Consider the following 24,824-nt stretch of genomic DNA (forward strand, 5'->3'; position numbering starts at 1 on the left):
CTGAGCTTGTAGCGCAGATACCAACGCACGCAAAGGACGATGACTTCGCGGTCGAAATGACGCCCGTTGAACAACCGTTCGAGATCTTTCAGCTTGCTCATTGGCTCGTAGTCGTCAAAAGCTCAAGAGTAATAGACCGACGCGCCGGAATTGCACCACAACCGCGAAAAACACCCCTGCCGGCGGCAAGTCTGGCACAGCGCCTTCATCGAAAGCGGCGAAAGCTAAGGCGCCTATGAAACGGGGAGCCCAGCAATCCCTGCCGCTGAACGACGAGGCGGCCCTGCAGAACATCCGTCGCGCCAACCTGCATGTACTCACCTCCCGCAAGGGATCGAAGGTGCGACTCGCCACGGTAATCGGTATCAGCGCGTCTAATCTGGACAATCGTCTGTATGGCCAGAAGCGCATGGATGACACTGAAACCGCGCGTTTTATCCAGGCTCTTGGACTGCCACCTGGCTGGCTCGACATTCCGCGCGTGGTAACGGACATTCCTGAGTCGGTGTCGGCTCTGCTCAATCCACAATCGCGTCGACCCGCATCCAATCCGCAGACGCTACCCGCTGCCGCGAAGCCGGAGACGGCGGTGGCTGGCAAATCCACGGACAAGCCGGCAAAAACCAGGCGCGATGGACACGTTCAATCGTCTAAGGCAAAGCAGAACAACATCGTCGCTAAAACGAAGGAAGCGGTGGCGCAACCGGACCCGGCACCGCCTCCCTCCGATCTCGCGATCAGGCAGCCAGCCGACAGCGAAATCCCGACGCCCGCTTCTCAACAATTGCCCGTGTCGGCTTCCTTTACCGAGGTCGTTACGGAGCCGCGTCGTTCCGCTCCTTTGACCAGCCTAGACGATCTGATCGGCATTGCGCCGATCGCAGAAGCACTGATCAAGACGCTCGCCGGAAAAGCACGTAGTGGACGGCTGGACGAAATGAAAGCGCTCGACCTTCTGCAAAAGATTGTCTTGCTCTGAGAGGAAGTAATAGTCTGATCCTGATATGGGGGAGCGGCATGGCCGTGGCCCGAGGAATTGGGGTGCGTTGGCTTCCCGCAAACGCTCACCTGTCAGCATGCAGAAGCGGTGCCGAGACCGCGCTGGCCGCACCCCCACCGGGTTCATTTTTACATCGGCGCTAGCAGTGAACGCGGGTTGGCTAGAAAATGCGGCTATCGCGATAAGATGTCCTAGCTATCGGATGTTAACGACGTTGGTTTGCATTAATCTGTTCCCGTTCTTCGCAGAATTTTATTGCGGCGCTGAGATGTCGCTCTAGGAGTGCCGGTGCGGTGGCCATGTCACTGCTTCGACTCGCGCGGGTTTGATTCATTAATCAAGGTTCGTCAGATCAAGTATTTGAACAACATCGTGGAGTAGGACCATCGAGCGATCAAACGCCAAACCCGACCGATGCTCGGGTTCAAGGATTTTAACTGCGCGCGGGTCATTCTGAGTGGCATCGAATTGATGCACATGATCAAGAAAGGACGGGTGAAATTTCGGGCAGAACTTCGCTGTCTGCCGCCCAGCAATTTTCCTCGTTGGTTTCGTAAGCTGTCCTTCGCATATCACTTTCGCTTGACCCGCTTTCCTTACAGCGACAGAACCCTACGTCGCTATACTGGTCGGCGAGCGTCGCTACGGCACGAGTAGCCAATCCATTCGCGAACTGATAAGCAAAGACCAGAATCGCCAGCGTCTACGCACAATGATCATGCAAGGGGCTACGCCCGGCCCCTCACCCACCCTGCTGACGCGGACTACTTTGAGTTGCTGCGCGCTCGGGTGCGTAGTGATTGCGGATGACGGCTAAGCCCGTTATACCGACAATTCTGGCCAGGCAGGGCGTAGAGGACGAGGTGACACTACCTGGTAGACGAAGGCTCGAAGCAGGCCGCCGTTGGATTCATCTCAGCGTTCGAGCGGGCGTATAGGCCCCATTGCATTCACCCAAAACATCGCCCCCGTCACGCATACGAGCCTGATATTTCGAGCCTGCGGCCGTGGGTCCACCGCTGTCCGAACATCACTTTCTATATTGAGGGCGAGGCTCAAGTGGGAGTCTGGCCTGGCCCATGCTCTACGGCAAGCGTGAGATTTCGAGTTGGCTCGATAGCAGCGAAGATGAGCCTCATTGACAACGTCTACTCCCATCATCTTCCTGCTATCGCTTTGACATCGTTAGATATTCTATGTATTTAACCTAGTGAAAGTAGCGAATTCTCGAGTGTGGCTATTTAGACGGAATGGTCACCTCCCGCCTTAACGGCCAGCCCGGCGCCGCAGCCTCGCGTTCCGGAACGTGCCACATTGGGGTTCGGCAGTCCTGCCGTCAAGGAGAACCAGATGGGACCCATGACCATTGCCATCCTGCCAAGCGCGTTTTCCAGATTCACTATCAGAACCTGAGACCGGCGCAATTCACAGCAAGGCACTTAAACGCGTCCAGCTCATACCGTTCTTCGCCAACCGGCCTACGAGCCGTGTCGTCATGTCGGCCTGTGGCAGACCACGTCACTAGGCCCGCAAGCTGGCGCGGCTCAGTCATGAACGTGCGGCTCATCGCAGCACAGCCGGCCCCGACTACGAACGCAGGGACTACACCGTTGTCTAGGCAATGGTGCGTGCGTCGGAGCAAATCCCTAGCCTATAAGACAAGAATGCATAGGATTGGCACAATGCCGTTTGCCAACGGAAACTCCTGGTGTCGTTCCGCCCCCGCCCCCGCTCACTGATGCACGATGCATGCGCCATGCGTGGCTTTACAGCGGCGAACATCCGCTTCTTAGCTTATTCCACTTCTCCAGCTTAACGACGCACAAATCGTCAGTTCAACTTTACGTGCCGCGCTGCTTCAATAAGACCTTCATCATGCCCTTGGGAGAAAGTCGATGTCTGAGGTTCAGTCCGCGCATCAGGAAGTTTCCGCCAGCGTCAAAAATGCAGCTAAAGCAGCGTTGAAACTGCGTCGCGTTGCGGGCCGCATCGGCGCACAAATCGATGGCGTCACGCTCTCTCCGACACTCGACCAGCCGACCTTCGACGCAATCGAAGCCGCGCTGCACACGCACAAGGTTCTGTTCTTTCGCGGGCAGCAGCATCTCGACGACGCGGCGCAACAGGGCTTCGCGCGACGCTTTGGCGACACGGTCGCGCACCCGACCATTCCCTCGCATGCGGGCAGCTCGGACCTGCTCGACCTCGACTCCATCCGCGGCGCACGCGCTAATTCGTGGCATACGGACGTCACGTTCGTCGACGCCTATCCCAAAGTGTCGATCCTGCGCGCGATCACGATCCCGCCGGTGGGGGGCGATACCGTCTGGGCCAATACGGCCGCCGCGTACGAGCGCTTGCCGGAGCCGCTGCGCGCGTTCGCGGACCACGCACGCGCGATCCATACGAACGCTTACGACTACGCGTCGTCGCATGTCGATGCAGATGAAGCGCAGCTCAAGCGTTATCACGAAGTATTCACCTCGAAGGTGTACGAGACCGAACATCCGGTGGTGCGCGTGCATCCGGTGACGGGCGAGCGCACGCTCGTGCTCGGCCACTTCGTGCAGCGCTTCAAGGACCTGTCCACGCAGGACTCCGCGAGTTTGCTGCAAATCTTCCACGAACACATTACGCGCCTCGAAAACACGGTTCGCTGGCAATGGGCGGAAGGCGACGTCGCGATCTGGGACAACCGCGCGACGCAGCATTACGCGATTAACGACTACGGCGATGCACGTCGCGTGGTGCGCCGCGCGACCGTGCAAGGCGACGTGCCGGTCGGGATCGACGGCAGGCGCAGCGTGCCGCTCAAAACGGCGGCCTTGCTTCAATAACGGCGCTCGCTGCGCTTTCTTTTCGCTCCGATTCTTTTCTCGATGACTCCTTCGCGTCTTTTCAGAAGCGTCGTGTTCGCTTGCGCGTTCGCTCTTGTGGCGAACGCCGCGTTCGCCGACAAACCCTCGACCATCCGCATCGCCGTCGCCCAGCAAGGCAACGGCGATCCGCCGACGTTCGGCGGGTCGTCGGCAGCGACTGTTCAGCAGCAATATTTGCTCGAAAAGGAATTTGCCGCCGACGGCATCAAGGTCGAGTGGCTCTTCTTCAAAGGCGCGGGCCCGGCGGTCAACGAAGCGATTGCCGACAAGTCCGTGGACTTCGCGTTTCAGGGCGATTTGCCGGCCGTTCTCGGGCGCGCCAATGGACTCAAGACGCGGATTCTGCTCGAATCGGGGGTGCGCGTCGGCGTGAAGATCGGCGTGCCGGCCGACTCCGAGGTGCGTTCGATCAAGGACCTCAAAGGCAAGCGTGTCGCGCTGTTTCGCGGTACGAATCTGCAAACAGTGGCCGACAACGCGTTGGCGAAAAACGGGCTGGACGAACGCGAACTGCGCGTGATCAACCTCGACACGGCGAGCGCGTTGGCTGCGCTCGCCTCGAAAGGAATCGACGCGAGTGTCGGCGACTATCGCCTCTACAAGCTGCGCGATCAGGGCCTCGCGAAGATCATCTACGAATCGCAGAACGACGGCCCGCAGTTCACGCGTCAGGCACATCTGCTCGTCACAGAAGACTTCGAGCGCGCGCATCCCGACATCGTGCAGCGGGTGGTCACGACCTTCGTCAAAGGCGCGCAATGGTCGTCGGATGAAGCCAATCGGCAGGCGCTGTTCAAGGCGTGGTCGCGGAGCGGCGTCAGCGAAACCTCGTGGAACGCCGAGTTCCCGCCCGGCACGCTGAAGTCGCGCAACTCGCCGCTCGTCGATCCGTTCATCGTCGCGCGCTACAAGTCGGTGGCGCAGGACGCGCTGAAACTGAAGCTGATCCGTCAGCCGGTGCAGGTCGACGGCTGGTTCGAAACGCGTTACCTCGACACGGCGCTGCGCACGCTGAAGCTCGAACACGAATGGACGCAATACGACGCGGCAGGCAAGCCGCTCGGCTAACCGGAGAGCGCCGATGAGCGACACCGTCACCCTCGAATTCGACACGGCGAGTGCATCAACTTCCACTCCCACACCGGCGCGGCGCTGGCGCGCGCTCGGCTGGACGCTCGCGCCGTGGGCATTGCCCGCCGCGCTGTTTGCGCTGTGGTGGATCGGCTGCGAGCGAGGCTGGATCGCACCGCAGATCCTGCCGCCGCCCGCACGCGTGTACGCCACGTTCGCCGATCTCGTGCAAAGCGGCGATCTGCTGAGCAACACACTGATCAGCCTGCAACGCGTGCTGTGCGGCTTCCTTGCGGGGGCGCTGGCCGGTTTCGCGCTCGGCGCGGCGCTCGGTTTGTCGCGTACGTTCGAGGCCTACGTGCTGCCGAGTTTCAACGCGATCGTGCAGATTCCGGTGCTGGGCTGGCTGCCGTTTCTGCTGTTGCTGGTCGGCGTCGGCGAGCCGTTGAAGTACATCCTGATCGCGCATGCCGCACTGGTGCCGGTCACGCTCAGCACCTTGCAGGGCTTTCGCGGCGCGCCCGTCACGCTCGACGAAGCGGCGCGCGTGTTCGGCTATACGCGCTGGCAACGCATCGTCCATGTGGTGCTGCCGTCCGCCGTGCCGACGCTCGCAACCGGCGTGCGGCTCGCGTTCACCAAATCGTGGCTCGCGCTGGTGGTCGTGGAACTGGTGGCGTCGTCGGAAGGGCTCGGCTATCTGATCGTCTACGGCCGGCAACTGTTCCAGCTCGATCTGGTAATGGCGGCGGTGGTGATGGTCGGCGCAATTGGCTTCGCCATTAACTGCGCGCTCGATGCGCTTGAACGGCGGTTGCGGCGCGGCGTGCCGTCGGCGTTCCGCTAAAAGATTGGAGACCACGACGATGACCCGATTCGCTGACATCTTCCTGCCGCGCAACACGCCGCCAAAATGCAGTTGCGAAGCGGTTGAGTGGCCCACGCTGCAACGGCTCAGAAAGCGCTTGCAGCGTCTGCCCGATCTGCGTGGCCTCGTCTTGCCGACGGCTGCGTTTGCGATCTGGTGGGCGGTCAGCGCATTGCATACAGGTGAGAGCGGCTTGCTCGTTACGCCCGCCGAAGTCTGGCACACGACGTTGCAACAGGTGACGAGCGGCGCAATCGCGAAGGCGCTCGGCGCCTCGCTTGCGCGCGAGGCGAGCGGTTTTTCGATCGGCACGCTGCTCGGACTCGCGCTTGGCATCGCTTTAGGACTGTCGCGTGTCGCCACGCGCGTGATCGGTCCGAGCTTCGACACGTTCAAGCAGATTTCCCTGTTCGCGTGGATTCCGCTGATCTCGGTGTGGTTCGGTCTCGGCGATGCGGCGAAGGTCGTGTTCCTGTCGCTCGCTGCCTTGCTCCCGGTCGCCGCGCATACATGCGACGGCATTCATGCCGTGCCGCGCGCTTATGTCGAAGCGGCGCGCGTGTTTCGCTATTCGCGTGCCCAACTTGTCTGGCACATCATTCTGCCAGCCGCGTTGCCGTCGATTTTCACAGGCCTCTATCTCGCGCTGATCTATTCGTGGCTCGCCACGCTCGGCGCAGAATATCTGCTCGTGGCGGGCAGCGGGATCGGCAATACGCTGATCGACGGCAGCGAGAATTTCCGCATGGACCTGGTGCTGTTCGGGATCGTCGTAGTGGGCGTGGTCGGCTCGTTGCTGAGCGCGCTTGCCCGCTCGGCCGAACGCGCGGTGTTGAAGCGTCGCGGCGGTGGTGCACTTCTGAAGGAGAACGTTTGATGACGACTGCAGTATTCGAAGGCGTGGAGATCAATCACGTCAGCAAGCATTACGCGACGCTGCCCGTGCTCGACGACATCTCGCTGCGAATCGGCGCGGGAGAATTCGTCAGCGTGCTCGGGTCGAGCGGTTGCGGCAAGTCGACGTTGCTGCGCCTCATGGCCGGACTCGACACCGACTACAGCGGCGAGATTCGCGTGGCGGGCGATCGCGTGCGCGACACGTCGCTGCAACGGGGAATCGTGTTTCAGGATCATCGGCTGTTTCCGTGGCTGACCGCTTCGCAGAACGTGCTCGCGGCGTTGCGCAATGCGCCGCTGTCGCTGCACGAAAAGCGCAAGGCGGTCGCCGAGCATATTGCGCTCGTCGGGCTCGAAGGCTTCGAGAACGCGTACCCGCATCAGTTGTCGGGCGGCATGGCGCAACGCGTGGCAATCGCGCGTGGGCTCGTGAACCGGCCGCGCGTGTTGCTGCTCGACGAGCCGTTCGGTGCGCTCGACGCGCTGACGCGTGCGCGCTTGCAAAACGAGTTGCAACACATCTGGGAACACGAGCGCATCACGATGGTGCTCGTCACGCACGACGTGGACGAAGCGATCTATCTCGGCGATCGTGTCGTGACGATGGCGCCGCGACCAGGACGCATCAAGCGCATTGCCGATGTGAACCTGCCGCGTCCGCGCGATCGCGCCGATCCTCGTTGCGTCGCGCTGCGCGACGAACTGCTCGCCGGTTTCGGCGAGAAACCGACACTTACGCCTGAACAACTATGAGCCAACGTCAGATCAAGCTGGGCGCGTTCCTGATGGAGACGGGCCACCATATCGCCGCGTGGCGTCATCCGGACACGCACGCCGCCGGTGGACTCGATTTCGCGCACCACGCGGAGCTGGCGCAGATTGCCGAGCGCGCAAAATTCGACACGATATTTTTCGCCGATAGTGTCGGCGTGCGCGACACGGATCTCGCTTCGCTCTCGCGCACCGCGCGTGCCGATCACTTCGAGCCAATCACGTTGCTGTCCGCACTGTCGGCCGTGACGAAGCACATCGGTTTGACGGCGACGGTGTCCACGAGCTTCAACGAGCCGTATAACGTCGCGCGCAAGTTCGCGTCGCTCGATCATCTGAGTGGCGGACGCGCCGGCTGGAACCTTGTCACGTCGAGCAGCGAAGCGGAAGCGCACAACTTCAGCCTCGATCATCATTTCGATCACGCGGTGCGCTACGAGCGCGCGCGGGAGTTCTACGACATCGTGACAGGCCTCTGGGACAGCTGGGAAGACGACGCGTTTTTGCGCGACAAGGAAAGCGGTGTCTACTTCGATCCGGACAAGCTGCACGCGCTGAATCATCGCGGCGCGCACTTCAAGGTGAAAGGGCCGCTGAATGTCGCGCGCACGCCGCAAGGCTGGCCCGTCGTCGTGCAGGCGGGGGCGTCGGAAGCGGGACGCGATCTCGCCGCGCAAACCGCCGAGGTGATTTTTGTCGCGCATCAGACGCTCGACGAGGCGCAGTCGTTTTATCGCGACGTGAAGGGACGTCTTGCGCGTTACGGCCGTCATCCCGACGATCTGAAAATCATGCCGGGCATTTTTCCGGTGATCGGCCGCACGCAGGAAGAGGCGGAAGAGAAGTTCGCCGCGTTGCAGGCACTGATTCATCCGGTGGTGGGCGTGTCGCTGCTGTCGAAAATGGCAGGCGGCGTCGATCTTTCGCCGTATCCCATCGATGGCCCCGTGCCGGAGTTGCCGGAGACGAATGGCGGCAAGAGCCGTCAGCAGCTGCTGCTCGATCTCGCGCGCCGCGAGAATCTGACGATTCGCGATCTGTATTTGCGGATCGCCGGTGCGCGCGGACATCGGCAAGTGGTGGGCACGCCGGAAAGCATTGCGGATCAGTTGCAGCAGTGGTTCGAGGAAGAGGCCGCCGACGGCTTCAACATCATGTCGCCGTGGCTGCCGGGCGGGCTTGTCGAGTTCGCGGACCGGGTCGTGCCAGAACTGCAACGGCGCGGGCTGTTCCGCACTGAATACGAAGGCGCGACGCTGCGCGAGAATCTCGGTCTGCGCCGTCCTGCGAACCGTTACGCGATTGAACGTGACGAAGGGTGGGCGGCAGCGTCGGGACAGAGACGCGCTTGATTGTGAACGGCCGACCTCGTCATTAGCGTAGGCCGGTCTCGGTTCTTTGGAGTTGAGGTTGAGGCTGAGGTTGAGTTCGAGGTTGCAATCGGCAAGTTGCGTTTAGCTTCATCGGCTGGGGCGAATCTGCTGACCTCCGCTCTCAACCTCAACTATCACCGAACGCATCGACCACATGCAGCGTGTGCGCGTACACAGCGCCTGCTCGCAGCACGACGGCTATCGCGTACGCCTCGTCGAGCGCTTCGGCCGATGCGCCCTGACGCAGCGCCTGCTCGTGGAATACCCGGCGGCGCGCGTCGCTCGATTGTGTGTACGCCGCAGCCGCCGCCGTGATCCATACGAATGCGGGGGTCAACGCGTCGATGTCGAACACCTGTTGAACGAAAGTTGACCGCGCTGCGGCGATTGCCTGACCGACGCTCGCGTCATCCGCGATCACGAGCTTGTCCGCTTCGACTGACACGTTCGCATCGCCGAGCGATTCCAGCGCGGCGCTCAGATAACTGACGGCGAGCGCTTCGGCCACGCTCGCTCCGCCGCGCCGCGCTAGTTCCGCGTGATGCTCGATGCAGAACGCGCACCGCGTGATCTGCGCAATCGCGACGGCGGCCAGATGTTTGTCCTTCTCACTCAGCGCACCCGCTTTCCAGACGGGCGCGGACAGTGCGCGAAACGCTTTTGGCCCGGCGTACTGACGCTCCAGCGCGGCGAGAATGCGCGCTTCTTCGGCGTGGGATCGGCTGTGACTCAAGATGATTCTCCTGTAATTGACGACGGCGCTCAACGCGACTCCGCGACGGCCGTCTCAGCGGGCAGCGTGGCTTGCTCCGCTTGCCCGGCTTGGGCACGCCGATTCGCGCGGCGCGCAGGATCGGCGGCGGCCAGCACGGCGATTAGGCTTAGCGCGCCGAGCGAACTAATGTACGCGCAGATCAGCCACGGCGCGTTGCCGCCGGCCGCCAGCAGCGCGGCCGCGACGAACGGCGTCAGGCCGCCCGAGAGCAACGTGCCGATCTGGTAGCCGAGCGAAATGCCGCTGTAGCGCACTTCGACGGGAAACTGCTCGGCGAACCACGCCGCGCCGGGCGCGTAGATCGCGGCATCGAAAACGGCGAGTTCGATGGCAAAGACCAGCGGCAGATAGCGCAGATCGCCGTGATCGAGGAACCAGAAGAACGGCCAGACCAGCAGGCTGATGCCGACCACTGCCCAGATCGCCGGACGGCGACGACCGATGCGATCGGAGAGCGCAGCCCACAGCGGCGTGGCAATGACCGCGAACGCCGAGCCGACGATCACCGCGCTCAACGCAAACGACGCGCCGCCGCGCTTGAGATTCAGATAGCTGATCGCGTAGGTCGTGACGATGGCGTACATCGCCGGTTGCAGCAGCCGCAAGCCGATCGTGACGAACAGCGCGCGGCGATGATGGCGCAGCACGTCGGCGACCGGCGCGCGCCGGATGCGGCCTTCCGCTTGCGCGGCGACGAACGGCGCGGGCTCCTCGATCCGTGAGCGGACGAACACGCCGACCGCCACCAGCACCACGCTGAACAGGAACGGCAGGCGCCAGCCCCAGTCGTTGAAGGCGTCCGCGGACAGCGACGAGCGCACCGCGAGGAAGGTGCCCGACGCGAGCAGCATGCCCGCCGCCGATCCCGCCTGGGTGAACGAGCCGAGCAGCCCCCGCGTGCGCGGCTTCGCATGTTCCACCGACAGCAGCGAGGCGCCGCCCCATTCGGCGCCGGTCGCGACGCCTTGCAACAGACGCAGCACGACGAGCAGCGCGGTGGCGAGCAGACCGACCGACGCGTAAGTGGGCAATAAACCGGTGAGTAGCGTGGCGACACCCATCAACACGAGCGAGAACACGAGCACCCGCTTGCGGCCGATGCGGTCGCCGAAATGACCGGCAAACACCGCGCCGAGCGGGCGCGCGAAGAAGCCGACGCCGTACGCGGCAAACGACCCGAGAATGCCGCAGAGCGGATTCGTTGCGGGGGGGAAGAACGTGTGACTGAAGATCAGCGCGGACGCCGTGCTGTAAATGTAAAAGTCGTACCACTCGATGGTGGTGCCGACGAATGCGGCGAATGCGACGCGCGCCGTATTGTTTTGCGCGGACGGAGAAGCGGGTAGTGATGACATGCCAAGGGCGATTCGTGACGTGCGGACAAGTCCGGGGACGACAGTTGATCACCAAAGCGGCGCGCCGCCTAACAAGCGTTTGTGCTTTGCAAAGTCAGCGGCGTGTCATGACGTATGCACGATGCATGCGATGGCGGTGTTGGCCGGCTTCGTGATCCGCGCACGAAGCCGGGCATCCGTCACCGCTCAATGCTCGACCTGCCAGCGCAACACCGGATGGGTCGCGCCTGCCGGCATCTCCCAGGCGCCGTCGCTGCCGAAGTTCCAGCCGACGAAACTCGTCGGGTCACTCATCTGCGCGGTGGTCAGGCCGTTCGACGCGGGTAGATTCCCGGCGCTTTTCGTCTGTCCGGTCGTTTCGGTGTTCCAGTAGACGTCGCTGCCAAGTCCGGTGCAGTACTCGCAGACTCCGCCGACCGTGGACGAGATTGATCGGAAAGGATGGATGAGTCACTCGACGAGCCGCGCGATGCTGTGCCACATACCGTCGAGCTGCTGCCCGCGACAATTATCTGCCCTTCGGCCCCCGTGACGAATCGCACATGACCGTGGCGCGCCGCGGGCGTGCCCTCGTAGGGGCCGCCGCCACCCTCCGCATCACACTCCGCCACCCAGCGGCGCACGGTTGTCTAAACAAGGTCCATCGACCTGCGTACTTCGCTGACCGATAGCCTTCGGTCTCGCACCATCCCGTACTACTTCCAGCTTGATGCCGGCGTCAAATTGTCGGCGCTTTCTTGTCATCTTGCTCTTTTCCTCGTCGATTTGGATTGTCCGCCTATCAACCTGTCCGAGGAAACTGGACCACTACACTTGTGAGCCGTTGTTCAGCAACGGACGCCGCTCCGTGGCGGAGGTCGGCGACGGCTTCGTCTGTACCGCGCACGTGGTCGAGCGTGCCGTGGGATCGCTCGACCTAGGCAGTGTCCTTTTCGGACTTCATAGATATCTGAACTGCCCGGCCAAATTCGGGTATTCCGGCATGCTGCAAGTCCTGACGCGCGGTCGCTTTGTGAAGTGACATAGAGGACGCTTGTCTGTTGGCAGCGGCGTCGATGCCGTACATACGCCGCAATGACCTGTGCGGTCACGATTGCTAACTTGGCAACTCCGCCTGGACTTCGAAGCCGGACTCGCCGCCCTGCGTGAAAACCACCCTGGCGGACCTATGGGCCGGCCAGGATGTATTCCCGGCTTGCGTGACGGAACACGGCGGTTTGAATAGTGAGCTCTTTCAGGACGCCCGCGCCGCGCTCCCTACCCTCCCTGAGCCGTCTCCTGGCGCACGGTGCCCAACAAGCACGGCGAAGCATCAAACGTCAGCAGTCTTCCGCTGATCCCGCTGATAACGCGATACCGGCCGCCGCAAGCCCAGGTTCTCGCGAAGCGTCGTACCTTCGTATTCCGAACGGAAGAGTCCTCTACGCCGCAATTCCGGCAACACTAGCCTGATAAAGTCGTCGAGGCCGTCAGGCAACAGCGCCGGCATCACGTTGAAGCCGTCCGCACCGAAGTTGACGAAGCGTTCCTCGAGCGCATCGGCGATGTGCTGCGGCGTGCCGACCAGTTGCCAATGCCCGCGCGCCCGCCACGCGGAGATACAGATCGCGGATGGTCAGGTTCTCGCGCCGCGCCAGTTCGAGCGTCAACGACTGCCGGCTCTTGCTTGCGTTAGTTTCAGGCATTTCCGGAATCGGCCCGTCGAGCGGATAACCCGACAGATCAAAGCCGCCCGCAAGCCCGGACACCAATGCAAGTCCGACCGCCGGGTCGATCAGCGCCTGTAGCGCGGCGGACTTGTCCTGCGCTTCCTGCTCGGTCGCGCCGACAATCGGCATCACGCCGGGCATGATCTTCAGATCGTCCGCGTCGCGTCCGTACTGCGCGAGGCGGCCCTTCACGTCCGCGTAGAACGCAACGGTGTCGTCCAGAGTTTGCTGCGCGGTGAAGATCACTTCGGCGGTACGCGCCGCGAGCGCCTTGCCTGCTTCCGAAGAGCCCGCCTGCACGACGACCGGCCTGCCCTGCGGCGAGCGTTCGACATTCAGCGGCCCGCGCACGTTGAAGAATTCGCCGCGATGATCGAGCACATGACGCTTTGCCGGATCGAAATAACGGCCGGCCGCTTTGTCTCGCGCGAACGCGCCTTCATCCCAGCTGTCCCACAGCCCCTCGACCACTTCCGCAAATTCCACCGCGCGCTCGTAGCGGCGCGCGTGAGCGAGATGTTCGTCGAAGCCAAAGTTCTTCGCTTCGTGTGCATTCGACGACGCGACGAGGTTCCAGCCCGCTCGCCCGCCGCTAATGTGATTGAGCGACGCAAACTTGCGTGCAATGTGATACGGCTCGTTGAAGGTCGTCGACGCCGTGCCGACAAGGCCGATTCGCTCGGTGACGGCAGCCAATGCCGAGAGCAGGGTGAGCGGCTCGAACTGCGCGACATAGCTGTGTGCTGTGCGGCTCAGGAAGTCGACGTTGTCGCCACGCGTTCCCGAGCCGTCCGCGAGGAAGACCAGATCGAACCTTGCTGCTTCAGCGGCTTGCGCAAGCCGGACGTAGTGCCGAAAGTCGCGTCCCGCATCCGCGTGACTGCCCGGATGACGCCACGCGGCGATGTGATGCCCGGTCGGATAGAGAAACGCGCCGAGGTGCAGCTGTCCTTTTCGTTGGCTCATGGTGTGTGCGAAGTGTGCTTCGGATGACGGGCGGGCGATGCTGTCGGCTGCGCGCGCCAGCTTGCACTTCGGCGCGATGCGCGAGCCCGACATCCACCGCCCGTTCGGTTTGCATCGACAGGCAGGCAGACAGGCGATTCAGCGTTCGATGTACAAGTCGGCAAAGCTGCCGCGTATGCCCTCGCCGCCCGGCGCGTAGCTCTGCACTTTCCTGGACGAAATCGTGATGCTCGGATTGGCGCCGAATTCGATCGACGGAATATCGTCGTGCACGATCTGCTGGAACTGCATGAAGAGTTGACGGCGCTGGGCATCGTCGGTGGCGACGGAGGCCGCCTCGAGCACCCGGTCTACCTCCGGATTCGAGTAGTGTGCGGCGTTCGAGAACGGCAGACCGATCTTGAAGTTCTTCGACCAGAACACGCGCTGCACACCGACGGTCGGATCGAACGTATTGGAAAGCGCTTCGAGCGTGATGTCGAATGCGCGATCGGTATAGGCGCGCTTCACATAAGTGGCAAAATCGTAGCTTTCGATCTCGCCGTCGATTCCGATTCGCGCCAGCGACTGCCTGACGAAATCCGCCGCGCGCGGGTCTTGGAACGGGTTGTACAACAGGCGCAGTTTGAAGCGCTTGCCATCCGGCCCGCGCTTATAGCCCGCTGCGTCGAGTGCCGTGTTCGCCTGTGCGACGTCGTATGGAAAGTAGTGAATGTCGGCGTTGTGATACTTCGTGTTCGCCGTACCGATCGCGGCGGCCGACACCTGACCATAGCCATACCAGACCACACGGTTCAGCGCGTTGACGTCGAGCGCCTGCGAGATCGCCTTGCGGACCGCCTTGTCCTTCAGAACGGGTGTGTCGAGGTTGAAGATTAACTGCTGATGATTGTTGTTGTACGCCCAGTTCGTTGTATCGACATTGAAGTTCGGCAATGCGCTAAAGCGCTTCACGTCCGATAGCGGAATGGCCTGATCGCCGAGGTTGGCAGCGCCCGACTCCAACGCGGCTGCGCGCGCTGCGCCGTCCGGCAAGAACCGCACGACAATCCTGTCGATGTAAGGCTTCGGCTTGTCCCAATACTCCGGATTACGTTCGAGCACGATGCTGCTGCCGTGCGCGAATGACTTGAATACGAACGGACCCGTGCCGACCGGCGCGCTGTTGTACGGGCTTGCCGCGATGTCAGTGCCCACGTATAGGTGCTTTGGAATGATCGGCGACTCGGTGCCCGCGAGCGCCGTCAACAGAAACGGTGCGGGCCTGGAAAGCTCGATGATTGCGGTGTAAGGGTCTGGCGTTTTCACGTCGGTCACGTTGGCAAAGGTGCTTCGCCCGCGCGGATGCACCTGCTTCAGCGTCAGGATCGAGAAGGCGACGTCGGCGGAAGTGAACGGCTTGCCGTCATGCCACTTCACACCGCGACGCAAATTGAACCGGTACTGCAGTCCGTCCGGGCTGACCACCCAGGAAGTGGCAAGCAGCGGCTTCGGGTTCAGGTTCAGGTCATAGGTCAGAAGCCCCTCTACTACCTTGGGACCGATCTCCGCGTTGCCGCCAGCCGTGGTAGTGAGAGGAACAATGGACGCCGGCTCCGGCGTAACGAGCCAGGTTAGCGTTCCACCATGGTCGGGCGCGGCGCTCGCGCCCGCGGGCACGATGCCGATCAATGCGCTCGCCAGTAGCGCGACGAGCCGGATCGCGCGTGCCCCGTGTGTCGATTTCATTGTTGTCCTTTTATAGAGCTGACGTGGCGGCATGCTGCGGCGCTGCTGATTCCGACTCTGGTGTCACGCTGGCGTGTCGCAATTCACCGACGATCACCTGCGGCTGCGTCAGCAGGTTGTAGATGGGACACACGGCCTCCACCGCCTCGTGCAGCGCGCGAATCGCGTCCGCTGGCTCGGGCGAGACGATATCGAGCGTATAGCGGATGTTATGAGGGAAGATCGGCACGTGCTCGAAGCCCGGTTGTTGCGCAAGCGGATGCTGCTCGCCCGTCACTTCCACATCGACGGAATCGATCCGCAGGCCGCGCTCCGCAGCCTGGATAAGCGTGATATGCGTCAGGCAACTTCCCAGCACACCGAGTTGCAATTCCGGCGAAGCGGGCCCGAGGTTGTAGCCGGCGAAATCGGCGGGACTGTCGCTGATTACCTGAAAATCGCGGATGCGGATTTCGCGCACGCCGCTGCGTCCCAAGGCACGCACGCTAGCCTTGAGCCGGTTCGACTTGAGGTTCGGATCGTTGCGCGCGGCTTCGCGTTTCGCAAGCCAGGCGGCGCGCTTCTGCACGAGGTACTCGTTGAGCGTCGTCATGTATGAGTGGTTGAATGAATCGGTGACTGGACAGGGCGAATACGCTGCACAGCATAGCCAGCCACTCTGTATGCGCGAACCAAGCGATTCTTCTTTGCTTACGCTTTTGCGTTATTTCCGGCGCGGCAAAGTCTCGCAAGTAGATAAGGATAGAAATTATTGTTCGTTGTCCGATCAGTTGACTTGCCGGTAAGTTTTGATGGCTCCGGTGCGCTCGGCCGAATGCGACGCCCGACCCTCAACTTCGTATGTCACAGCATCGGATATGTCCGCTACGACCGGCTTTTTCGCGCCATGGGCGCTTATTCACGACACAGGGCGCTCGCGTGGCTGCTCGCCCGACAGAACACCGTCCGCAGCGACCGGGTTTGTGAAGGGTTCTTGCCGGAGTCGGCCTTGACCGCTCACGCTTTGGAGAATGCGCCGCATGACATTGCTCGTGCAAAGCCGCGTGGCGACTCGATAGCACACGTGCTGCGCTCTGACGACGAAGCACTTCACACCGCGCAGGTACTCGCCGAACGTTTTGCGGTGGATGCCGCCCGCCGCGACAGCGAACGCATCTTGCCCGTCAAGGAACTCGACGCGTGTTCGCAAGCCGGCTTGTGGGCGATGACGGTGCCGCGGGAGTATGGCGGCGCGCAAGTTTCCTACGCGACAGTCGCCCAGGTGTTTGCGATTCTGGCCGCCGCCGACCCGTCGATTGCCCAGATCCAGCAGAACCATAACAGTGCGGTGTTCTGGATCTGGAAGACGGGCAATGCGCAACAGCGCTCGTTCTTTCTCGGCGAAATTCTGCGCGGCGCGCGCTTCGGCAATGCGAACGTGGATGCCAACGTCTATGCGGGCGGTCTTGAATCGAGCGCTTCTGCTATGACCATCTTGCCGGTGCGCGACGGTTTCACTCTGTCCGGTCAGAAACTGTATTCGACCGGCGCCCTGTTTGCCGACTATGTATCGACGATCGGCCTGGACGAGCAAAGCCGTCGCATTGTTGCCGTCGTGCCAGCCGGATACCCTGGCATGAAGATCATCGACGACTGGCAGAGCTTCGGTCAGAAGACCACCGCCAGCGGGACGGTGATCCTCGACCGCGTCTGGTTGCCCGCGCTCAACGTACTGCCCATTCACCAGAGCTACGCGCTTTGGCCGCAAAACGCGGTGACCCAGATCAGCCACGTCGGAATCGATGCGGGCATTGCGCGCGCCGCAATCGACGCGACCATCGCGTTCATTCGCGAACGCGACGCGGCGTCGGGCTCGCCATCCGGCGCCTCGCCGATTGCAAGCGCCGCGCTCGGCGGCGATCCGTATGTGATTCACCAGATCGGCGAACTGGTCACGCGACTGCACGCGGCAGAAGCGCTGATGGAGCGCGCGGGCCGCGAGATCGACCGCTGCCTCGCCGATACCACTCCGGACTCCATCGCTGCGGCTTCAATCGCGGTCGCGCAAGCGAAAGCATTGACCACCGAAATTGCGCTCGAAGCCAGCACGAGACTCTTTGAACTGGCCGGCACTCGTTCGACGCATCCGTCCTTCAACCTCGATCGGCATTGGCGAAATGCCCGCGTACATACGGTGCATGACCCGGTGCGCTGGAAGTACGCCGCAATCGGCGACTTCTATCTGAACGGTGTGCGGCCGCCGGCCACCGGCAAGACCTGACGTTCGGCGGCAGCACCATGCGCCTGGCGAATGTCCGCGAGCGGCGCGCGAGCCGTCTTTCATCTGCCTCACTCATTGCCCTGGAGAAACCCGCATGCCGGGACGTCGTCACTTTCTTGCCGCCGGCGCCGCGCTGGCCGCATCTTCATTGATTGCACCGATCCGCCCGGCATTCGCCACGGCCACGTCCCCGGACACGATCACGCTCGGTTTTCAGAAGACGGGCATACCGCTCGTCGCGCGCCAGTTGAAGGTCTTCGAAAAGCGTTTCGAGCCGCGCGGGGTCAAGGTGAACTGGCTGGAGTTTCCATCCGGCCTCGTGCTGTTGCAGGCACTCGACATGGGACAGATCGCATTCGGCAACTCCGGCAACGTCGGCTGCATTTTCCAGCAGGCAGCAGGCGGACGCATCGACTACATCGCCGCGCAGCCATCCGGGCCGAAAAGCGAGGGCATCCTCGTGAACGAACGCTCCGGCATTCGCAAGCTCGCCGACTTGCGCGGCAAGAAAGTCGCTTACGCGAAGGGCTCCAGTTCGCACGATCTCATTGCCGCAGCGCTCGAACAGAATGGCGTGCGGCTCACGGATATCGACAGCATTTCGCTGAGCGCCGCCGACGCCGCGTTCGCCTATCACAGCGGCCACGTCGACGCGTGGGTGGTTTGGGACCCCTACTTCACGATCGCGCAGCAAAGCACGCCGTCGCGCGTGCTCGCCTATACCGGCGACATCAAGCCCACTTCCGGCTTCCTGCTCGCGAACAGCAGCTTCGCCGCCGCTCATCCTGAACTGGTCCGAGATTATGTGGATGGCTCAAAAGAGGCTGCCGCGTGGGCGAAAGCGCATCCCGCCGAGGTCACCGCCGCGCTCGCCAGCGCGACCGGCATCGCGCCCGACGTCATGGCGCTGGTGAACCGCAATGCGAGCTTCGACGTGACGGCACTCGACGCTCCGCTGCTCGATGCGCAGCAGAACACGGCGGACCGGCTGTTCGCGCTCGGCCTGATTCCAAAGAAGGTGAATGTGCGCGACATCGTGTGGAAGGGTGAGACCTGACACGCGCAACGCCCGAGCCGAACTGCCACGTTTTTATACCGATGACCGCAATGACCGCAATGACCGACACCATTCTCGCCGCCGCACCGCAAGCATCAGGACAAGCGCCGGACGCCACACCTTTCGTGCCGGTGCGCTCGCCTGCCGGGTTCCCTGACAGTCCTGTTGCGCGCGCACTCGAACAGCCGCTGCTGCTCGGGCTATTCCTGCCGATTCAGGCGGGCGGCTGGAGCGCATCGACGCTGCCGCGCACCACCGACTGGAACTTCGACTACAACCTGGCGCTCGTGCAGAAAGCCGAAAGCCTCGGTTTCGATCTGGTGTTCGCACTCTCGCAGTGGCTGCCCAAAGGCGGCTACGGCGGCGTGTTCAACGGCCAGGCGCTCGACTCCTTCATGTCGCTCGCAGCCATGACCGCGCGCACCGAAAAAATCATCCTGGTTGCGACGAGCCATGTGCTGTACGGACCGTGGCATCCGCTGCATTTCGCGAAGTTCTGCGCGACGCTCGATCACATTTCGAAGGGACGTTGGGGCATCAATGTGGTCACGGGGCATCGTGCCGTCGAACACGAGATGTTCGGCTGGCATCGCATTGAGCACGATCGCCGCTATGAACTGGCAAGCGAGTTCCTCGACGCCGTGCAACAGCTGTGGGCGCAGCCCGATAACTTCAGCTTCGCACCGCCGCTGTCGAACTGGCGGCTCGACAAGGCGTTCGTCACGCCGAAGCCGCAATTCGGCCGACCGTTGCTCGTCAATGCGACGGGCTCCGATGCGGGCATCGACTTCGCCGCCCGCTATTCCGACGTGGTGTTCATCACGAGTCCGGCGGGCTCGGAAATCGAAGCCGCGCTCGCCGCGTTGCCCGCACACACGGCGCGGGTGAAGGCCACCGCCGCGAAGTACGGCCGCACGATCCGCACGCTCATCAATCCCATGGTGATTTGCCGCGAAACGGCGGCCGAAGCGCTGGCCTATCGCGACGCGATCATCGCGCACGGCGACGAAGGCAGCTTCCATCGCTTCGAGAGCGACGCGCACGCCTGGCGCGGCAACGCCGAACAGCGCAATCAGGCGGCCGCGCGGGCGGTGGGCGGCAACATTTCGATTGTCGGTTCGCCGCAGCAGATCGCCGACTACATTGTGCGGCTTCATCGAGCGGGCATCGACGGCGTGCAATTGAGCTTCTTCGATTTCGAGCCGGACCTCGAATTCTTCGGCGCACGCGTGCTGCCGTTATTGCGCGAAGCCGGTCTGCGCCATTGATCTGGAAACCCGTTCCCCGCTTTCTCCTTACTTCATGGTGAGACGCATGAGCCGACTCTGGTACACCCGCTGCCCCGCCCCCACGCCGTTCGGCATTGCCGTACAAAAGGGCTGGCTCGACGAAGAATTCGCCGCCGATGGCATCGACGTCAAGGCGCTGCAAGACGCCGACGACCCCGCTATTCGCCGCTCGCATTTCACGCATACGCAGCCGTGGTCGTTTCGCCAGGGCGGCAACATCCCCGCCCTGTGGGCGCGCTCGCAAGGCAGCGATACGCGGTTGATCGGCCTGACGTGGGTCGACGAATTCCAGGCGCTGATCACGCTCGACCGTCAACTGCATGCAAGCGCCGACGCGCTCGCGGGTCGCCGCTTCGGCCTGCCGCGTAATACGCGCGCAAGCGTCGTCGATTTCGACCGCGCGACCGCGCTACGCGGCTTCGGCTCGCTGCTCGGGGCGATTGGTGCAACGGTCGCGGACGTCCAGCTCGTCGATTTGCCGCATACGCCGCGCGGGCTCGAAGACGCCAAACCACCCATCGACGCGCCGCTCGCGACCTGGCTCGACGCGCAGCGCTCGCACGAATTCGCGCGCGAAGCCGAAGCGTTGCTGCGCGGCGAAGCCGATGTCGTGTTCGTGAAAGGGGCGACCGGACTCGATATCGCCAACCTGCTGAATGCAAAGATCCTCGTGGATATCAGCGCACAACCGAACCGGCTGCTACACGCGAACAACGGCACGCCGCGCCCGCTGACCGTGGACGCGCAATTGCTGCGTGAGCGCCCCGACCTGGTCGAACGGGTACTCGCGCGCACGCTCGATACGGGCGAGTGGGCGCAAGGCCACGCAAACGAAGTCTCGCACTATGTGGCTCGCGAAACGCGCAGCGCCGAACACTGGGTTCAGCGTGCCTATCCCGGCGGATTGCATCGACAGTTGCAGATCGGTCTCGATCCTCAGGCACTCTCGGCGCTCTCCGACTTCAAGCAGTTCCTGTTCACGTCCGGCTTCATTCCAACCGACTTCGACTTCGACGCGTGGATCGACCCCGAGCCATTGCGCGGTGCGCGGGCGCGACGTGATGCAACGGCATCGGCATCGGCTTCCGTCTGAGGCGCTGCCATTTCTTTTCTCTTTCTATCGAACCGTAAGATGCTTGCTCTCATCTCGCAGGCGGCGCGGCGTCGCCGTGCCACCTCGTTGTTTCGCAGCGCGCTCGGACTCGGCACCGCCCTGCTGGTCTCGCTGTCGTCCTCATCCGCCAGCGCGCAGACGCCTGTTCGCGGCGGCACGCTGAACTTCGTCGTCACACCTGAACCGACCGCGCTGGTGGATCTCGCCACGACCGCGACCAACGTGCTGAAGGTGAGCCCGAAAGTTGTCGAAGGACTGCTCGAATACGACTTCCGGCTTCAGCCGAAGCCGTCGCTAGCCACCTCGTGGGAGATTAGCGACGACAGCCGAAAGTACGTGTTCCATCTGCGACACGGCGTAAAATGGCACGACGGCCAGCCGTTCACCTCCGCCATTGTCGCCTATTCGCTCCAGACGCTCAGGCAGGTGCATCCCCGCGCCAAAACCACCTTCGCGAATGTGACCGCCATTACGACGCCCGATCCGTACACGGTGGTCATCGCGCTGTCGAAGCCCGCGCCATATCTGATCAAGGCGTTTTCTTCGTCCGAGACGCCGATTGTGCCGAGGCATCTGTACGAAGGCACCGACCCGCTGACCAACCCGGCCAACAACGCGCCGATCGGCACGGGTCCGTTCCGCTTCGTCAAATGGGTGCGCGGCAGCTACGTCGAATACGCGCGCAACGACGACTACTGGGACAAAGCCAAGCCGTACCTGGACAAGATCGTCGTCAAGATCATTACCGATCCTGCGGCGCGTACCGTCGCCTTCGAAGACGGCTCGATCGATCTGAGCGGCGACACGCCGGTGCCGCTGTCCGACCTCGCGCGGCTGAAGAATAGCCCGAAGCTCGCACTCGACTCGCGCGGCTACGAGTTTCAGGCCGGCGTCACCCGCATCGAATTCAACCTCGACAATCCAGTATTGAAGAATCTGCAGGTTCGCCAGGCGATTGCATCGGCGATCGATCGAGAAGTGATTCGCAAAGTGATTTTCTACGGCTACCCAACGCCGCTCGCCAGCCCGATCATTCCGACGAACCCCTATTACGACCCAGCGCCCACGCCGTATCCGTACAACGTGGAACATGCCAACGCACTTCTGGATGCGGCCGGTTTTCCGCGCAAGGCCGACGGCACACGTTTCGCGCTGACGGTCGATCCGTTGCCGATCGGCGAGTTGCCCACTCGCACCGCCGCCTATGTGAAGTCGGCGCTCGCCCGGGTCGGCATTGCGGTCACCGTGCGCAGCCAGGACCTGCCCGCGTATCTGAAGCGGATCTACACCGACCGCGACTTCGATTTTTCGATCAACGGGATGAGCAATCTGTTCGATCCCGTGGTCGGCGTCGCGCGCCTCTACACAACCGACAACTTCCGGCGCGGCGTGCCGTTCACGAACGGCTCGCACTACAGCAATCCGCAGATCGACCAACTGTTCGCACAGGTAGCCGAGGAGACGGACGAGGCGAAGCGCAAGCAGCTTTTCTCGCAGATCCAGCAGATTCTGGAGCGCGACCTGCCCGATCTGAACCTCGTCGCGCCGCAATACCTGACCGTGTACTCGCGCGCGGTTCACAACCATACGACTGGCCCGGACGGCGTATCGGCGAGCTTCGCCGACGTCTGGCTGCAACGTTGAAACGACCTCGACTCACTCTGACGGAACTGCACTCATATGGAATACAGACAACTCGGCCGCAGCGGCATCAAGGTTTCCGCACTCACGCTCGGCACGATGATGTTCGGCGGCCTGACCGACGAAACCACCTCCGCGCGCATCATCGACCAGGCGCTGGAGCAAGGCGTCAATTCGATCGACACCGCGGATGTCTACGGCAAAGGCGAATCGGAACGCGTAGTGGGCCGCGCGATTGCCGCGCAGCGCGAACGCTGGGTACTCGCGACAAAATTCGCCAACCCGCTCGACGAGCGCGATGTGAACGCGCGAGGCGCGTCGCGCAAACACATCACATGCGCGGTCGAAGCGAGCCTCACGCGCCTCGGCACCGACTATATCGACGTGCTGTACCTGCATCGCGAAGATCATCAGACGCCTGTGGAAGAAACCGTGCGCGCGCTGAACGACCTGATTCGCGCTGGCAAGCTGCGCTACTACGGCCTGTCGAATCATCGGGCGTGGAAGATCGCCGAATTTGCGCATACGGCGCAGACCCTCGGACTCGACGCGCCGGTCGCAAGTCAGCCGCTCTACAACATCGCAAACCGTCAGGCCGAAGCCGAACAGTTGACGGCGGCGTATCGCTACGGTCTCGGCGTGATCTCGTACAGTCCCCTCGCACGCGGCGTGTTGACTGGCAAATACGAGCCCGGCGCGACGCCTCATGCGGACACGCGCGCGGGCCGCAGCGACAGGCGTCTGCATCAGACCGAGTGGCGGCCCGAATCGATCGAACTGGCACGGCGAGTGCATGAGCACGCGCGGGCACGCGGACTGTCGGCGGGTCAATTCGCGCTCGCGTGGGTGCTCAATAGCCGCTACATCAGCTCGACCATTGCCGGTCCGCGCACCGAGGCGCAGTGGCAGGACTATCTGCCGGCGCTCCGCTACCGCTTGAGCGCGGAAGACGAAGCATTCGTCGATTCGCTCGTTACCACGGGCCATCCATCAACGCCGGGTTTCAACGATCCGGGGCATCCGTTCTTCGGGCGTCCTGTTCGTCATGGCGACACAACGCAGGACGGCAACGCTCCGCTCCAACGCAGCTAGCTCCATTCACTCTTTCGCAATCCACCGTCATGCACAAACGCATTGCTTTACAACCTATCCACCGCAAGATGGTCGGCGCTGCGCTCGTCGCGCTGCTGCTGGCCGGTTCCATCGACGCGCCTGTGCTTGCCGCCACGAGTGCCGACAACAAGACCGTAGCGCGCGAACTGCGCGTCGGCTTCGTTCCCGGACCCTATGCGGACGAATTCAAGGCGGGCGTCGAGCCGCAACTGCGCAGGAGGGGCTACACGATCCGATACATCGAGTTCAGCACCGGGCTCGAGGCGAACCAGGCCGTCTATCGTGGCGAAATCGTCGCGGATGTGATGCAACACGAGGTCTACCTGAAGTCATATAACGACCGCAACGGGACCGACCTGGTCGGTGTGGTGCAAGTGCCAACGCCGCCAATGGGACTCTATTCGACGCGCCATCGTTCGCTAGCCGAGGTGAAGCCGGGCGCGCGTGTCGCGGTGCCTAACGATCCGGTGAATCTCGAACGCGCGCTCAAGATTCTGCAACGGATAGGATGGATCAAAATCAAACCGAATTCGAATCCGGTGGACGTAACCGAGCGCGACGTCATCGCTAATCCGGCCGGCATCAAGCTGGTTCCGCTGGAGTCGGCGCAGGCGCCGCGCGCACTCGACGACGTGGACTATGCTGCGATTCAGGGCAATTTCGCGATTTTCAGCGGTCACAAGCTGACCGATGCGCTCGCGCTCGAACAGATGACGCCGCCGTATATCAACCAGGTGGTCGTGAAGGCCGCGAATCGAAGCGCGAAGCCGACGCAGGATATTGTCGAGGCGTATCAGTCGGCGGAGTTCCAGCAGGCGATCCGTGGCAATCACTTCTACGACGGATTCCGGTTGCCAGCCTATTTCGGTAGCGAGTAAGGGCGAGTGTCGAAGACGGCGCGCGTGGGGTAGCCAACGCGCCGTCTTCGCTGATCAGTTTTCGCGCGTCACAAACATGC

18 protein-coding genes and 5 pseudogenes are annotated in these 24,824 nt (G+C 62.6%); 16 read left to right on the plus strand and 7 right to left on the minus strand.

The window, feature by feature from the left end:
* Positions 1-101: pseudogene (locus BCA01S_RS39240) on the minus strand (IS6 family transposase); the annotation flags it as partial.
* Between BCA01S_RS39240 and BCA01S_RS29610 the strand changes: the two are divergent.
* The 9 genes and pseudogenes from BCA01S_RS29610 to BCA01S_RS29640 all read left to right on the plus strand — a co-directional run bounded on the left by BCA01S_RS29610 (position 101) and on the right by BCA01S_RS29640 (position 8,838).
* The gene (locus BCA01S_RS29610; protein ID WP_156955106.1) at positions 101-979 is read left to right on the plus strand and encodes a hypothetical protein; all 879 of its coding nucleotides are present in this window, start codon (positions 101-103) and stop codon (positions 977-979) included. The pseudogene BCA01S_RS39240 and the gene BCA01S_RS29610 sit on opposite strands and share 1 nt — an antisense overlap.
* 357 nt (positions 980-1,336) lie before the next feature.
* Positions 1,337-1,557 (plus strand): annotated as a pseudogene (locus BCA01S_RS38745) (DDE-type integrase/transposase/recombinase); the annotation flags it as partial.
* 837 nt (positions 1,558-2,394) lie between these two features.
* A pseudogene (locus tag BCA01S_RS39655) lies at positions 2,395-2,522 on the plus strand (IS110 family transposase); the annotation flags it as partial.
* Between the two features lie 373 nt (positions 2,523-2,895).
* Positions 2,896-3,837 carry a TauD/TfdA dioxygenase family protein gene (locus BCA01S_RS29615; protein ID WP_027780007.1) on the plus strand — a complete coding sequence of 314 codons (942 nt, stop codon included), beginning with the start codon at positions 2,896-2,898 and terminating at the stop codon, positions 3,835-3,837.
* A gap of 42 nt (positions 3,838-3,879) precedes the next feature.
* Positions 3,880-4,947 (plus strand): ABC transporter substrate-binding protein, encoded by a 1,068-nt coding sequence (locus tag BCA01S_RS29620; protein WP_027780008.1) that lies wholly within the window; start codon positions 3,880-3,882, stop codon positions 4,945-4,947.
* A 13-nt stretch (positions 4,948-4,960) separates the two neighbouring features.
* Positions 4,961-5,797, plus strand: coding sequence for an ABC transporter permease (locus tag BCA01S_RS29625; RefSeq protein WP_027780009.1), 837 nt, complete (start codon positions 4,961-4,963; stop codon positions 5,795-5,797).
* A 19-nt stretch (positions 5,798-5,816) separates the two neighbouring features.
* A complete protein-coding gene (locus tag BCA01S_RS29630) occupies positions 5,817-6,695 on the plus strand; it encodes an ABC transporter permease (RefSeq protein WP_027780010.1) in 879 nt (292 codons plus the stop codon).
* Positions 6,695-7,468 carry an ABC transporter ATP-binding protein gene (locus BCA01S_RS29635; protein ID WP_027780011.1) on the plus strand — a complete coding sequence of 258 codons (774 nt, stop codon included), beginning with the start codon at positions 6,695-6,697 and terminating at the stop codon, positions 7,466-7,468. The genes BCA01S_RS29630 and BCA01S_RS29635 overlap by 1 nt, the downstream gene beginning before the upstream one ends.
* Positions 7,465-8,838: an LLM class flavin-dependent oxidoreductase gene (locus BCA01S_RS29640; RefSeq protein WP_027780012.1), complete on the plus strand. Its 1,374-nt coding sequence runs from the start codon at positions 7,465-7,467 to the stop codon at positions 8,836-8,838. The genes BCA01S_RS29635 and BCA01S_RS29640 overlap by 4 nt, the downstream gene beginning before the upstream one ends.
* A gap of 148 nt (positions 8,839-8,986) precedes the next feature.
* Here the strand turns inward: BCA01S_RS29640 and BCA01S_RS36600 are convergent, their stop codons facing one another.
* From BCA01S_RS36600 to BCA01S_RS29675, 6 genes and pseudogenes are all read right to left on the minus strand, one after another.
* Positions 8,987-9,592, minus strand: a complete 606-nt coding sequence (locus BCA01S_RS36600; RefSeq protein WP_052369527.1) for a carboxymuconolactone decarboxylase family protein — start codon at positions 9,590-9,592, stop codon at positions 8,987-8,989.
* A 29-nt stretch (positions 9,593-9,621) separates the two neighbouring features.
* Complete coding sequence (locus BCA01S_RS29650; protein ID WP_027780013.1) at positions 9,622-10,989, minus strand: MFS transporter; 1,368 nt, start codon at positions 10,987-10,989, stop codon at positions 9,622-9,624.
* A 186-nt stretch (positions 10,990-11,175) separates the two neighbouring features.
* Positions 11,176-11,406 (minus strand): annotated as a pseudogene (locus BCA01S_RS37495) (filamentous hemagglutinin); the annotation flags it as partial.
* An 895-nt stretch (positions 11,407-12,301) separates the two neighbouring features.
* A pseudogene (locus tag BCA01S_RS35540) lies at positions 12,302-13,664 on the minus strand (LLM class flavin-dependent oxidoreductase).
* 138 nt (positions 13,665-13,802) lie between these two features.
* Complete coding sequence (locus tag BCA01S_RS29670; RefSeq protein WP_042319866.1) at positions 13,803-15,392, minus strand: ABC transporter substrate-binding protein; 1,590 nt, start codon at positions 15,390-15,392, stop codon at positions 13,803-13,805.
* Positions 15,393-15,402: 10 nt separating this feature from the next.
* Positions 15,403-15,984: an OsmC family protein gene (locus BCA01S_RS29675; RefSeq protein ID WP_027780017.1), complete on the minus strand. Its 582-nt coding sequence runs from the start codon at positions 15,982-15,984 to the stop codon at positions 15,403-15,405.
* Between the two features lie 411 nt (positions 15,985-16,395).
* On the opposite strand from BCA01S_RS29675, the gene BCA01S_RS29680 reads away from it, so the two are divergent.
* The 7 genes from BCA01S_RS29680 to BCA01S_RS29710 all read left to right on the plus strand — a co-directional run bounded on the left by BCA01S_RS29680 (position 16,396) and on the right by BCA01S_RS29710 (position 24,744).
* The gene (locus BCA01S_RS29680; protein ID WP_341807759.1) at positions 16,396-17,652 is read left to right on the plus strand and encodes an SfnB family sulfur acquisition oxidoreductase; all 1,257 of its coding nucleotides are present in this window, start codon (positions 16,396-16,398) and stop codon (positions 17,650-17,652) included.
* 94 nt (positions 17,653-17,746) lie between these two features.
* On the plus strand, positions 17,747-18,709 hold the full coding sequence (locus BCA01S_RS29685; protein WP_027780019.1) for an aliphatic sulfonate ABC transporter substrate-binding protein: 963 nt from the start codon (positions 17,747-17,749) through the stop codon (positions 18,707-18,709).
* Positions 18,710-18,768: 59 nt separating this feature from the next.
* On the plus strand, positions 18,769-19,977 hold the full coding sequence (locus BCA01S_RS29690; RefSeq protein ID WP_027780020.1) for an LLM class flavin-dependent oxidoreductase: 1,209 nt from the start codon (positions 18,769-18,771) through the stop codon (positions 19,975-19,977).
* 46 nt (positions 19,978-20,023) lie between these two features.
* Entirely contained in the window at positions 20,024-21,091 is a 1,068-nt protein-coding gene (locus BCA01S_RS35545; RefSeq protein ID WP_042319892.1) for an ABC transporter substrate-binding protein, read from the plus strand.
* A 39-nt stretch (positions 21,092-21,130) separates the two neighbouring features.
* Positions 21,131-22,756: an ABC transporter substrate-binding protein gene (locus BCA01S_RS29700; RefSeq protein ID WP_027780021.1), complete on the plus strand. Its 1,626-nt coding sequence runs from the start codon at positions 21,131-21,133 to the stop codon at positions 22,754-22,756.
* 36 nt (positions 22,757-22,792) lie between these two features.
* Positions 22,793-23,845 carry an aldo/keto reductase gene (locus BCA01S_RS29705; RefSeq protein ID WP_027780022.1) on the plus strand — a complete coding sequence of 351 codons (1,053 nt, stop codon included), beginning with the start codon at positions 22,793-22,795 and terminating at the stop codon, positions 23,843-23,845.
* A 29-nt stretch (positions 23,846-23,874) separates the two neighbouring features.
* Positions 23,875-24,744, plus strand: coding sequence for a MetQ/NlpA family ABC transporter substrate-binding protein (locus BCA01S_RS29710; RefSeq protein WP_027780023.1), 870 nt, complete (start codon positions 23,875-23,877; stop codon positions 24,742-24,744).
* Positions 24,745-24,824: the final 80 nt, after the last annotated feature.

Source organism: Paraburkholderia caledonica NBRC 102488, assembly GCF_000685095.1.
Classification (GTDB): domain Bacteria; phylum Pseudomonadota; class Gammaproteobacteria; order Burkholderiales; family Burkholderiaceae; genus Paraburkholderia; species Paraburkholderia caledonica.